This window comes from Bifidobacterium sp., assembly GCF_022640935.1.
Classification (GTDB): Bacteria; Actinomycetota; Actinomycetes; order Actinomycetales; family Bifidobacteriaceae; genus Bifidobacterium.
Window position 1 is genome coordinate 19,402 of record NZ_JALCCV010000025.1, and the last position, 13,318, is coordinate 32,719.

The following is a 13,318-nucleotide window of genomic DNA, read 5'->3' on the forward strand; positions in this document are numbered from 1 at the left end:
GCATCACGCGGCCAGCTCGTCGGCGCTGAGCTGGGATTCAGCGATTTCGCGGTACACGCCACAGCTCTTCAAGAGCTCGCGGTGAGTGCCCTGCCCGACCACCTTGCCGTCATCGAGCACGACGATGCGGTCGGCGTCCATGATCGTGCCGATGCGCTGCGCGACGATCAGTTTCGTGGAGTCCTTGGCTTGCCGTTTCAAGGCCTCGCGCACGGCGCGGTCGGTTTTGAAGTCCAGCGCGCTGAAGGAGTCGTCGAAGATCAGGATTTCGGGATGGCGGTACACCGCGCGGGCGATGGAAAGCCGCTGCTTCTGGCCGCCCGAGATGTTGGAGCCGCCCTGCGCGATCGCGGCGCCATAGGCGCCATCCATGGTTTCAATGAACTCGTCGGCCTGCGCGACTTCGGCGGCAGCGCGAACATACTGTTCGTCGCCCGGGACTTGCATGTCATTCGCATGCTTCATCAGCTCGGCTTCGCGTCGGCGGCCCTGAATGCTGGAGGTATCAACCATCTCGACATCCGCGGAATCCTGCGGGCGGTCGCCGTAGCGGATATTCGAGGCGACCGTGCCTTTGAACAGCACGGACTGCTGCGGCACGTAGCCGATCTTGTCGCGAAGATCCTTCAGCGAGTAGTCGCGCACATCCACGCCGTCGACTAGCACCTGGCCTTCGGTCGCGTCGTAGAAACGCGGCACGAGGTTGACCAGTGAGGATTTGCCGGCCCCTGTCGAGCCGATGAAGGCGATCGTCTGGCCCGGCTGCGCGCTGAACGTAATGTCTTCGAGCATCGCCTCGCGCGAATCCGGGTAGGCGAAACTCACGTTCCTGAACTCGATCGTGCCCTTGGGAGCGGAGCCGGGAGCGGTGGCTGCGGCAGCAGTGACGCTGCTGCTTCCCGTCACGGCGCCAGCGGCGTTCTTCGCGCCATCCGTCACTAACGGATTGGTGTCAAGCACCTCGAGCACGCGGTTCGCGGACACGTCGGCGCGCGGCAGCAGCACGAACACCATGCTCATCAGCAGGAAGCTCATGATGACCTGCACCGAGTAGCTGGAAAAGACGACCATGTTCGAGAACAGCGTGAGCTTGTCTTGGATGCCGGCCGCATCGATGAGATAGGCGCCGATCCAGTAGATTGCGAGCATCAGGCCGTTCATGACCGTGTTGATCAGCGGCATCATCACCGACATGGCGCGGTTGGTGAACAGGTAGGTGTCGCTGAGCTCCTTGTTGGCCTTGTCGTATTTCGTCTCCTGATAGCCTTCCGCGTTGTAGGCGCGCACGACGCGCAGACCGGTCAGGTTCTCGCGGGCGACGAGGTTGATGTTGTCGGTCAGCCGCTGCATGCTGCGGAACTTGGGCACGACCATAGCCATGAGCACGCCGATGACCACGAGCAGCACCGCGACGGCGACGGCGGTGGCCACCGTCCAGTCCACGCCTTTGCCCGCGATCTTGCACACGGCCCATACCGCCATGATCGGCGATTTGACGAGCAGCAGCAAGCCCATGGTGACGAACATCTGGATCTGCGTAATGTCGTTGGTCGAGCGGGTGATGAGGCTCGCCGTGGAGAAGCGGTTCATCTCCGCCGGGCCGAAGGACTCGACCTTGCGGAATTCGAGCGAGCGCAGCCGCTGACTGAACGAGGCGCCGACCCGCGCCGCGACATAACCGGTCGCGATCGCGCACAGCACGGAGCCCAGCGAGATGAGCAGCATCTTGCCCCCGGCGATCCAGATGTCGCGCATGTTGCTGCCCGGAGTTTCGACGAGCTGCGTGATGTCGGACATGTAGTCCGGCAGTTTAAGATCGAACCAGATCTGGCCCACGATGAATACGAGCCCGATCAGCAGCTGCCCGATCTCCGATTGGGAGAGATATTTGCAGATGCGCAGCATGCGCTACCCTTCCTTCATGTTCTTGAAGATTACAGTATCTTTCGTTACTTACGTTCGCGATTCACTTCGAGTATGAATTTCTTACGGTGTTAGATAATATACTCGGAAATCGAAATGAAACTCCGTTTTCCATAAAATAACGCGAAATCCGCCCAACGCGTATTTTTGCGACACCATGTCCTGTCAGCAGGCCTCGGGATATCCCCAGGACCCTATCGGCCGGTTTGCTGCGCAGGCACCTCATGCAGGTCTACCGTCGGCTATCTATATCCACCGATGCCGAAGGTCATGACCTCCTGTCGCGCCCATCATGCCCATCCTGTTCGAGCCCCGCGAAGGCTTTCTTGATCTCCTCGGGCGTCGGGCGAGGCTCGCCGGGTTTGCAGATGGACATGTAGACATGGAACTCGGTGACCAGATCGACGAAGTCCCGCGTCCGCCGCTCCCCCATTTGCGTGAAGATCCAGCACATCGCCGACCGCGCCTCGTCGCGGTCCTTGATCGACTGCTCAAGCCCGGTTTCAGTGATCGACACGAGGATATTGCGCCGATCCTTGGCATCGACCTCGCGCGTGATGAAGCCCTTCTTCTCCAGGGACGCAAGCACCGCGGAGATGCGCCCCGAGCTGGACCGCAGCGCCGAAGCGAGTTGCGATGGCGTCGCCGTGCCCTCTTTGCGCAAGTGGCGCAGCACGAAGGGCTCACCGCTGGTATACCGTGCGTACTGCTTGGCGGCAAGCGAGCGCTTGCTCATGACGTTGGCGAGCAGCCGTTCGAAGGCCTCCTGCTCGTATCCCATATGACTCCCTCTCCTTCTTCCACTTCTACTGTTGCGCCGCATCACAGCGATTTTGCACGCTCTGCATGCCCTTAGAAGTTCCCTGCCATCGACCATGCGCCCCAACTGTGTGTCGAGGTGTACCGCAATACGCATTTGCTTCGCCTATAATATCTCACACTATAAACTTTTCACCCTGTATACTACTAGGGCATTACTGTGACGCCGTCTTCAACATTTTCATGAGAAAATTTGAATGACGATGGGCAACGGCAGCGGCTGGCACATGCCATTCGGGCGCCGGTTGACACGGAGACGGTTTATTTGACAACGCGGCATGCCACAATGTTTTCGTCAGTACAGTTCGGCGACGCGTAGCGCGCCGCACCACAGCATGCAAGGCAGCGGCGCGGGCGACTAGCAATGGCCGTCAATCAAAGGAGACTGAGGCATGTTCATCCCACGGTATTACGAGGATCCGCAAACCCTGCACGTCGGCACGGAGCCGAACCGCGCGTACTATGTGCCCGCATCGCAGCGCATGGATACCGTCGGTGACCACCGCACTGGCTCCGACCGCTTCGCGCCGCTGAACGGGAACTGGGATTTCCGCTATTACCGCAGCGTGTACGAGCTTGACGAGGAGGTGGGCAAGGCCCACGAACAGCCGCTTCCCGCGTTCTACGATCCGGGGTTCGTCGCCGATCGAAATAACGGATATGCCACGGTTCCCGTGCCGAGCATCTGGCAGACCCAGGGCTTCGACCATCACCAGTACACAAATCTGGACTATCCCTTCCCGCTCGATCCGCCCTACGTGCCGCAAGACAACCCGTGCGGCGTGTACTTGCGCGACTTCGTCTACCACGCGAACGATGCGGCGCCGCGCGCGTTCCTGAACTTCGAAGGCGTGGACTCGTGCTTCTACGTGTGGCTCAACGGGACCTTCGTGGGCTATTCGCAGGTCTCGCATGCCACGAGCGAATTCGACGTCACCGACGCGCTCGACGAGGGCGGCAACACGCTGGCCGTGCTCGTGCTCAAATGGTGCGACGGCAGCTATATGGAGGATCAGGACAAGTTCCGCACAAGCGGCATCTTCCGTGACGTGTACCTGCTGCGCCGGCCAGCGCAAGCGATCCGCGATTACCGCGTGACCGCCGATATCAGGTGGGCAGCGAACGGCGCCGACAGCGGTAACGACGATCCGAATGCGACGAAAGACTCGGGATCGGCAGAGGCTCCGCATGCGCAATCGGCGGCGGTCAGCATCGATTTCGCTTACTACCACGACGCGGACTGCGATACCGTTCCTGCCGTCGTGTCCATCTTCGACGCTGAGAATCGACTGGTCGGTCAGGGGCAGGCGCAGACGCTTGGGCTTGAGGGCACGGATGGCATCAGCAGGTTCCATCCATCCGCACGCGCCGGCATCGCCATCAGCGAGCCGCACTTGTGGAGCGCGGAGACGCCATACCTCTATGCCGTGGTGATCGAAACCGCGCACGAAACCATCACCGAACACTTAGGGATCCGCGAGATTCGCGCGGACGGCGGCGTGATCACGGTGAATCGCCGGCCGATCAAGCTGCACGGCGTCAACCGGCACGACAGCGATCCGATGACCGGCCCGGTTATCAGCCAGGCGCAGATGATGGCCGATCTGGTGCTCATGAAGCAGCATAATGTCAACGCGATCCGCACAAGCCATTATCCCAATGCGCCGCACTACTACGATCTGTACGACCGGCTCGGCTTCTACGTGGTCGGCGAGGCGGACAACGAGAGCCACGGCACGACATCGCAATATCTCGGCGAGGGCGCAGACGAAGCTGAGATTAATCGTCGTTGGAACGAACGCATCGCCGACAATCCGAAATGGACGCCCGCGACGCTCGACCGCGTGCAACGGTGCGTCGAACGCGACAAGAACCATCCCTCCATCATCATGTGGTCGATGGGCAACGAATGCGCCTACGGCTGCACCTTTGAGGCCGCGTTGGCGTGGACGAAGCGCTTCGACCCGATGCGCCTGACCCATTACGAATCCGCGCGCTATGTCGGTGGCACACGCGACTACGATTTCTCGAATCTCGATACGCACAGCCGCATGTATCCGCCCATCGAGCAGATCGACCGGTACTTTTCCGCCGACGGCCCGCGCGGCGACTTCAGCAACGGCGACGACGGCGCGAACGGGACGAAACCATATGTATTGTGCGAATTCTGCCACGCGATGGGCAATGGGCCGGGCGATCTCGAAGACTACTTCACGCGCATCCAGCGCTACGACGGGCTCGCGGGCGGGTTCATCTGGGAATGGTGCGACCACGCGATCGACCGGGGCACGAGCGCCGACGGCAGACGCGAGTATGCCTATGGCGGTGATTCGGGCGAATATCCGCATGCCGGCAACTTCTGCATGGACGGCCTCGTCTACCCTGACCGCACGCCGCACACCGGGCTGGAGGAGTTCAAGAACGTGTTCCGTCCGGCCCGCGTGACCGATTTCAAGCAGCGATTCGACCCGGATCTAGGTCGGCGCGTCTGCACGGTGACGCTGCACAATTACCTTGATATGCTGCCGTTGAGCGCGGTCACGAGGCCGATGTGGGAGCTATATGTCGACGGCGAACTGACGCAATACCGGCTCTTTGACGACGCCGAATCTGCACAGCTCGATATTGCGCCGCATTGCGACGGCGATGTGCGGCTGCCCGACCTCGAGCTGCCGCAAGATTTGCGCGGGCACGTGACCATCGTGCTGCGCTACCTCACTCGGGCAAATGGCGATGCGGCCAACGTCTGCGCTGCTGCGCTGGCCGATATAACGGAATACTTCGAGCTCGGGTTCGATGAGATCGCGGTGAATACTGCGGACAACCGCAACCAGACGTCGCTCGCGCAGCTTGCCTTGGCGAAAGAGACTGGGGCTGCGCTCGGCCAGCCGGCTCTGCACGTGCATGATACAAGCGCGGAGATCATCATCGAAGGTTCGGATTGGCGATACGCGCTCGACAAACGAACGGGACTGTTCTCGCGTATGAGCTATCGCAACCACGAGCTGCTTGCGCGGCCGATGGCGCTCAATATCTGGCGCGCTCCGACCGACAACGACCGGAATATCAAAGCCTCGTGGATTCGCGCGCAATACGACCGCGCCTATGCCCGGGCGTATTCGGTTGAGGCGATGGCACCGGTTTCAGCCGACGCTGCAACTAGAACCGAAAGTGCTTCGTACAGCGCGCAAGGCGGCGGCCAGCCCGCGGCGGCAGACGAGACAATTGACGCCGAGGTTGCGAGAGGCGGAAATGATGGCCGTGCTGATGACGGGAAACCCGACAGCTGTGATAACCGAACCACGTCTGCGCAGGGCAAAGACGAATCAGTCGAGATCCACGCAATGATGGCACTCGTCGCGCCGATCGTCCAACGCATCGCCGACATCGACGCGGGTTGGACGGTTCACGCCTCATGTGCGGTCGAACTGCGTATGAATGTGGTTCGCGACACGCGCTTCCCCTTCCTGCCGCGCTTCGGCCTGCGGCTCTTCCTGCCCAAGCGGATGCAAGAAGTGGCATATTGCGGCCTCGGCCCGACCGAAAGCTACGTCGACAAGCATCACGCCAGCTGGCACGGCGTGTTTCACGGGACTCCAGAGACCTTGTTCGAGCCGTATATCCGGCCGCAGGAAAACGGCAACCACCACGATTGCGATTGGGCCAGCATCTCCGGCGACGGCGCGGCGCTGACGATTCTGCCCGGTGATATTGGCGCTGTCGGCTGCGTCGGTTCAACAGGCAACGGCACCTCTGCCACGGAAGTCAGCTCCCCGGCCGATAACGGTTCATCAACGGATTACGAAACCCGCTCGACCTTCGATTTCCAGGCGCTGCCCTACACGCAGGAAGAGCTGACTGCGAAGGCCCACAACCATGAGCTCGAAGCCGCCGACGCGACCGTCGTATGCGTGGATTACCTGCAAAGCGGCGTCGGCTCGAACAGCTGCGGCCCCGAACTCGCCGCCCAATACCGTCTCGACCCCGCCCGTTTCGGTTTCGCAGTGACATTGCGGCCTGCTGAGACGTTAGGCGGGCAACGAGGCGCGCTGCCCGCAGACGAGGCGAACAACCCGGGGAACGCGAAAGCCATGCCGAAAGCCTGCGACTAAGGCTCGGAAGATACCTCAAACCGGACGCATCGAGTGGCGGTTCACATCAGCCGCAGCTCAGCCGACTTCGGGCATCGGCATCGCCTGGGGAGCCTGCTCGTCGGTTTGGGGCAGGAAGGCGTTGGTGACGCAATGGCCGTCGAGGCTCTGCTCGGCCTGTTCCAACGGGACGCTCAAATGACCGCGTTCGGCCATCCAGCGCGTGTACGAGCGGACGGTGCCGAGGTCGGCGGTGCCCCAGCGCCCTTGCAGGTCATACCAGGACGGGGTCACGGCGGCGAGCGAGGCGTCGAGCACGTCCGGGTCAATGTGGCACAGCGCCGGCTGCAGGGCGCCGACGCCGGCCTGCGGATCCTTGCCTGCCAGATCGTAGCCGCGCACGGTCGCATCGAGGAAGTTCCTCACCAGATTCGGGTTGCGGTCGAGGAACTCCCGGCGCACGCACACGTAATAGGAATGGTGCGGCGCCACGCCGATCGAGTCGAAGGGCAGCGTCACGACCTGATCGAAGCCCTGCGATCCTTGGAACGGCTCCCACCATGCGACATTGATGAAGGCGTCGCATTTGCCGCGTTCGACCGCGCGGATATCCGGCTCCCATTCGCCCGGATCGATGGTGATGACTTTGGAGAAATCGCCACCGTCCTTGCTCACCGCCTCCTCAAGCTCGGTGTGCAGCCGCTTCACGCCCATCGGGATGCATACGCGCTTGCCTTCCAAATCGCGGAACCGCGCAATTCCGGTGCTTTTATTGGTGATGATGCCGCCGATCTGGCACTGGTTCATCACCGCGACGGAGATCAGCGACGCTTCGCTCTGCTGGTGGAACAGCAGCTGGTTGAGCCGGACCAGCGCGATGTCGCATTCGCCGCGGGCCAGCAGGTACGCGGGGTCGCCGCGGAAGGTGTCGCCGCTTGTGAACTCCACGTCAAGGCCGTATTCCTGGTAGAATCCGCGCTGCCGCGCCAGGTACATGCCGGCGTGGTTCGTCCACGGATGAACATATTCGAGTCGTACTGAAAGCATAGTTGCTCCTTAATTGGTTATTTTTTATATTGCTTGTTGTGCATTGGTTATTGTCTGTTTGCCGAAGATCTGCGTTGTGGGCACGCTAGGCCAGCGCCGACCGTAACGTATCGAGCAGCCGCCGGCCTGCACCTGAGCCGAACCAACAGGTATGCGCCAAAAAACACGCGTCGTAGCACCAATCGGCATCGCTGAGGGCATGGGACATGCGTTCGGCCGCAACACTTTCTGGCGCAGCGCCTGCTAGGCCCTCCCCGTCTTCAGAGCACGCCCCGCCCAGTGCCGCCGCGGCGTTCATGTAATACTGGATCCAGTTGAGACCTGCTTCTACTTGGCATATCGGCAAGAGGCCTGGCAGCACTGCTTTCTCCGCGTCGCTCAGCGGCCGAACCGCGCAGTAGCCCTCGAGCAGCGCAAGCATCACATCGGGCCGGCATGCGTCGTCCTTCCCATTCATCACGTCGACCCATTGAATGGCGTGGCGTTCGAGCAGCATCGCCAGGTCGAATACGGCGGTATTGCAGTCGGCAAGCCCGAAATCAATCACGGCGCACGGCCGGTCGCCTTGCCACAGGAAGTTGGAGATATGCGGGTCCCCATGCGTCCACTGCGGATGCAAAGTCGCATACGGCTTGGCAATTGCTTCGCCGTACGGCAGGGCGATCTGCATGTCGCTGAAGATATCCCGTTGCGTGAGTTCCAGATACCGTCTCACGCCCGGGCGTTGCTCAAGCCATGGCGTGACCGCCTGTTTCAGGGCATGAGCTGAGCTGAACCGATCAGCCGAATCAGACAAGCCAGCTGAGCCGAACGCAAGCAGCCCGAAGGCATTGGACATCCCGTTGGGTTCCAATGCGGGCTGCTCGAATCCGGCCGACGCCACGTCGATCGCGGCGAGGAAACGCCCGAGCTGCCGCGCCTCATCCAAGGCCCGCGGTGGATCCCAGGTGAGGGCCTTGCCATACCGGTCCGAACCATCGGCCGCAAGGTACGCCTCGTAGGCGCAGCCGGCCGTCAGCGCCACGCTCGACGTGCCGCCCGGAACTTCGAGGACCGACTCCTCATCCTCATGGAATCGCAGAAAACTCGGGGTCGCTATGCCATGATCGGCGAGATACGCCGCGTAACGGTGATACGGCTCAATGGTAGAAGCATCTCTGACGCATCGGGCATAGCGCTTGATGAATATCAGCCCGATGCTCGTATGCACGAGCGAGGCGGCAGCCGTGGGCCGGCCGCTGTAGGACGCGACCGAGTGCACGATGATGCTCGGATCGGACAGCCGGAGCAGCGCCTGCGCCTCATACGCCTCGACGTTCGGCCAGTGCTGCGCGACGATCTCCAGCTGAGGGTCGCCATTGCCTTTCATATGCCGCGGCCTCTTAATCCACGTCCGCAACCGGCGTCAATTCACGCCCCGATTCGAAACGCGACAAGGCTCCCGCGCGCGCGACGCCCCGATAAAGCAGCCACATCAGCGCGCCTGAAACAACAGCTCCAGATACGACGTTGCTCAGAATATTCGTGATAGCGAAAACCCCGGTGACATTGATGCCCGCATACGTAGTGACGAAGGAATATCCCAGTCCTCCGATCGCGGCAAATGCGCCCGCCAGCGCCGCGGCCCAAGCGTTCCAATGCCGGTATGCCAGCATAAGAAACGCGATTTCAGTGAGCAGGCCTTGCGCGATGCCGGCGACTAAACTTCCGCCGGCTCCCCACTGGTTGCCGAGCACAAGCTCCAGGCATGCGGCGACCGTTTCGGCATACAGCGCGGCGCCCGGCTTGCGCACGATGAGCATCGTCAGCACACCGGCAAAATACCAGAAACCGCTGAGCAGCCCGGCCAATCCGGGCAACACTCCTTCGAGCGCGGCATAGGGCACGATGACGATGAGATCGACAAGCCGGAACACGATGCCCGACGCCACGGCGATGACCGACGCCACGGTGATGTCGATGGCGCGCCAACGGCGCAGCTGATGCCATATGTGCGCGGTCGCCCGTGGCTGCCCAGACTGCCCAGGCAGGTCGCCTGCGGCTGATGGGCTTGGCGATTGAGCGTTCGAAACGGCGGCTTCGATGCGATTGCCATGACGACCGTTCTCGTGATCACCGTTGATGGATGGTGCAGACATTGTTCTCCTCTGAAATATCTGCCGTCCGGCTCCGCGAGGAGCAGGCAGGCGTGGGTATCACGAGAAGGAACACCAAGATAGGCATTGACTTCGTTCGACGGTATTAGCCGTGTCACGTTCAACGGTCGGAGATTCGCATCTCCCTCTCAGCTTTCCAGCTCCCGTGTCTTGCAAGGCCACACTGTAGCAAACAACGCAGACGCCTGCACCCACAGCCATGCGTAACCTCGCATAGCCCGCCCGCACCCATGCCATATCACATGCGGCACGCCCGGGTTGGGACGCAAAAGTCTGCGACAGTGATGTTCGCGACCCACAGAATTGCGCGGGTCGAAAACGCTATCGTTCGACTTGTACACTGCAACCCATGCGTGTCGCAGGAGATGTCTGTCGTTGGGGAGATGCCGGGAGCACCGCATACGAAAACCGCCGTTCCTTGACCGCATAGGCCAAGGAACGGCGATTTTCAGGTGTCAGATGTGTGACTGCTACCGCCCAATCACGCCTGCACTTGCGCGCGAGCGATCTTGCCGGTAAAGGACTGGTTCTCGTCGGCGTCTTCGGCTTCGCCTTTGTTCCAAGAGAACATGGCGCGGAGTTTGGGGCCGACCTCTTCGATCTGCACATGGGAGTATTGCTCCTGCAGTTCGCGGAACTTCGGCGCGCCGGCGTCCTGATCGTCGATGAACTCCTTGGCGAAGGAACCGTCCTGGATGCGTCCGAGCTGGTATTCCATGCGCTTCTTGGTGGAGTCGTCGACGACCTGCGAGATGAAGTCGCCGTACTGCGCGGTGTCGGAGCAGCTCCAGCGGGCTTTGTTCAGGCCGCCCTCATTCATGAGATCGACGAGCATCTTAAGCTCGTGGCATACCTCGAAGTAGGCGATCTCCGGCTGGTAGCCAGCCTCGACGAGAACTTCGAAGCCGGTTTCGACCAAGTGGTTGATGCCACCCATGAGCACATCCTGCTCGCCGAAGAGATCGGTCTCGGTCTCTTCCTTGAATGTGGTCTTGATGGCACCGGCGCGCAGCGCGCCCAAGGCCTTGGCATAGGCCAGCGTGATCGCCCAGCCGTCGCCGCGCGGGTCCTGCTCGACGGCCACCACGACCGGCACGCCGCGGCCTGCGGCATACTCGCGGCGCACGATATGGCCCGGGCCCTTTGGCGCGACCATGAAGACCGGGTGATCTTGCGAAGGCTTGATATAGCCGTAATGGATGTTGAACCCGTGGGCGAAGCCGACTGCCGCGCCCGGTTTGATGTTGGGTTCGATGTCGTTGGACCAGATGATGCGTTGGAATTGGTCGGGAGCCAGAATCATGATGATATCCGCCTCGGCTGCGGCTTCCGGCACGCTCTTGACCTCGAGGCCCTGCTCCTTGGCGAATTCGACGGATTTTGAGCCCGGACGCAGGCCGACGACGACATCGATGCCGGAATCGCGCAGATTCAGCGCATGGGCGTGGCCTTGCGAGCCGTAGCCGATGATCGCTACTTTCTTGCCTGCGAGGGCAGCGAGATCGCCGTCGTCTTCGTACCAGATTTGTGCTGCCATAGTATTGCACTCCTTATGTGCTTACGTGATGTTGCGGTTCTGCCATTGCACGGTTGGGTCGCCGTGCCATTGAGAAAATACCGTTTGTCCCAGCCGATGCGCATATCGCGTCTATGTCGCCGCAAATACGCGGGGCCGGGTCTTCGTGTGGTTCATACGGGCGGATTTTGTCCTTGACCGTGCCCATCATACCGGAAAAGCCGCCGGTCAAGCGCCGTGTATCACAGATTGGGCACGATATCGCAGAGTTCAACGGAGTCCACGGACATCATGAGCAGCATCACCTTCAGCAAAGGAGCAGCTACGGCATAAGAATGCGCCCGCCGGCGATAAGCACAGCGGACGCAAGATATATCAACCGTTCATCCAGCGCAGCAACGCGGCCAGACAACACCGTATTGCCAAACCACTATGCTGCCAAGCCGCAGCGTGCTGCGGACCCGGGATGAACGGCCCAGGATCAAGACTTCGGGACTTCGCCTTCCTGCGAGTGATCGTAGACCGGCTTGTTGGATCCATCGAACTTGTAAACGCCGATGGATGCGGCGCTCGGGTCGCCGTCCTCGTTGATCGGGCCGATGCCGGACTGGCCCTTGTAGGTGATTTCCTTCTTGTCTTTCAGCAGGGCGAGGCAGTCCTTGTACGTCGTGCACTCGGTGCCCTTGGTGGAGCCGGAAACGGCGCGGAGGTTCTTCTGCACCGTTGCACCATCGGTGGCACCGCCCTTCTGCGCAGCCAAAGCCGCGAGAATGGCGCCATCATAGGTTTCCGCCGAATAGGTGAAATCGGCGAGATCGGACTTCACGGTCTTCAGCCGCTCTTGGAAGGCATCGCTGGGATGGGCGCCCGGGATGGTTCCCGTAGTCCCCTTCAGCAACCCGTCGGCAAGCTTGCCCGAGTAGTCGGCGGTGTTGCCATCAGTCATGTATAGCTTGTGGGTGTCTACGCCCTGGCTTGCGAACTCCTTGATGATCTGCTGCGACTGGTCGAAGGCGATAAGCAGCACGGCATCGGGATTCGTCGCCTTGATGCTCGTCACCAGCGAGGAGAAGTTCGTTTCGGTGGGATCGAAGGTGTCCTTTTCGCCATACACGACGTTGACGCCCGCGGCCTCGACGGTTTTGACGACCACGTCACGCAGATTGGTACCATACTCGTCGTTGAACACCGCGATGGCCAGCTTCTGGACGCCGTCCTGCGCGATGACGTTGCCCAGCACCGCGCCCTGCACCGAATCCGGCGGCACAGTGCGGAAGAAGTACGGGCTCACGCCGGAGAGCGTGGGCGAGGTCGCGCCCATGGAGATGAGCGGAACCTTGGCTTCGGCGATGGATTTGTAGACATTCTTGACCACCGAGCTGGATGCGGGGCCGAGAATCACCGATGGGTTCTTGGACAGCACCGACTGCGCGCCCGCCGTGTTCTGGTCGGCGTGGTCGGCATCGGACACATCAGCACTTACGGTTTGAATCTTCTTGCCCAGCACGCCGCCGGCGGTAGTGCCCGGGTTCTTGCGCACTTTGGTTCTTGCCCGCCTGTGTGGGTTTTCAGTTCGCTTCTTGTATGGTGTCGTGGAGTCGGGACATGTCCAGGTAGCGGCGGGTCGACCAGTCGTTGGCGGTGACGTAGCGGATTCTCGCAGTGATGAGCATGAGTGCGCTCCTGCCGTCGGGGAACGCTCCCACGACGCGAGTTCTGCGGCGTATTTCGCGGTTGAGTCGTTCGATCATGTTGTTGGTGCGGAT

Annotated in this window: 9 protein-coding genes; 1 reads left to right on the plus strand and 8 read right to left on the minus strand. The window is 61.3% G+C overall.

The features are described from left to right. Positions 1 to 3: 3 nt before the first annotated feature. Positions 4 to 1,905: an ABC transporter ATP-binding protein gene (locus LKG04_RS06785; protein ID WP_291761177.1), complete on the minus strand. Its 1,902-nt coding sequence runs from the start codon at positions 1,903 to 1,905 to the stop codon at positions 4 to 6. A 286-nt stretch (positions 1,906 to 2,191) separates the two neighbouring features. Continuing rightward, positions 2,192 to 2,704 carry a MarR family winged helix-turn-helix transcriptional regulator gene (locus LKG04_RS06790; RefSeq protein ID WP_291761178.1) on the minus strand — a complete coding sequence of 171 codons (513 nt, stop codon included), beginning with the start codon at positions 2,702 to 2,704 and terminating at the stop codon, positions 2,192 to 2,194. 430 nt (positions 2,705 to 3,134) lie between these two features. Between LKG04_RS06790 and LKG04_RS06795 the strand changes: the two genes are divergently transcribed. After that, positions 3,135 to 6,854 (plus strand): glycoside hydrolase family 2 TIM barrel-domain containing protein, encoded by a 3,720-nt coding sequence (locus LKG04_RS06795; protein WP_291761180.1) that lies wholly within the window; start codon positions 3,135 to 3,137, stop codon positions 6,852 to 6,854. Between the two features lie 57 nt (positions 6,855 to 6,911). Here LKG04_RS06795 and LKG04_RS06800 read toward each other — a convergent pair whose 3' ends face one another. The 6 genes from LKG04_RS06800 to LKG04_RS06825 form a co-directional block, all read right to left on the minus strand. Then, positions 6,912 to 7,880, minus strand: coding sequence for an ABC transporter substrate-binding protein (locus LKG04_RS06800; protein WP_291761182.1), 969 nt, complete (start codon positions 7,878 to 7,880; stop codon positions 6,912 to 6,914). Between the two features lie 85 nt (positions 7,881 to 7,965). Then, positions 7,966 to 9,249: a phosphotransferase enzyme family protein gene (locus LKG04_RS06805; protein WP_291761184.1), complete on the minus strand. Its 1,284-nt coding sequence runs from the start codon at positions 9,247 to 9,249 to the stop codon at positions 7,966 to 7,968. 13 nt (positions 9,250 to 9,262) lie between these two features. Next, the gene (locus LKG04_RS06810; RefSeq protein ID WP_291761187.1) at positions 9,263 to 10,018 is read right to left on the minus strand and encodes an ECF transporter S component; all 756 of its coding nucleotides are present in this window, start codon (positions 10,016 to 10,018) and stop codon (positions 9,263 to 9,265) included. A gap of 499 nt (positions 10,019 to 10,517) precedes the next feature. Then, positions 10,518 to 11,573: a ketol-acid reductoisomerase gene (ilvC, locus tag LKG04_RS06815; protein ID WP_291761189.1), complete on the minus strand. Its 1,056-nt coding sequence runs from the start codon at positions 11,571 to 11,573 to the stop codon at positions 10,518 to 10,520. 460 nt (positions 11,574 to 12,033) lie between these two features. Beyond that, on the minus strand, positions 12,034 to 13,092 hold the full coding sequence (locus LKG04_RS06820) for an ABC transporter substrate-binding protein (protein WP_434734892.1): 1,059 nt from the start codon (positions 13,090 to 13,092) through the stop codon (positions 12,034 to 12,036). Between the two features lie 28 nt (positions 13,093 to 13,120). Beyond that, a partial coding sequence (locus LKG04_RS06825; protein ID WP_291763505.1) for a transposase occupies positions 13,121 to 13,318 on the minus strand: 198 nt, incomplete at its 5' end.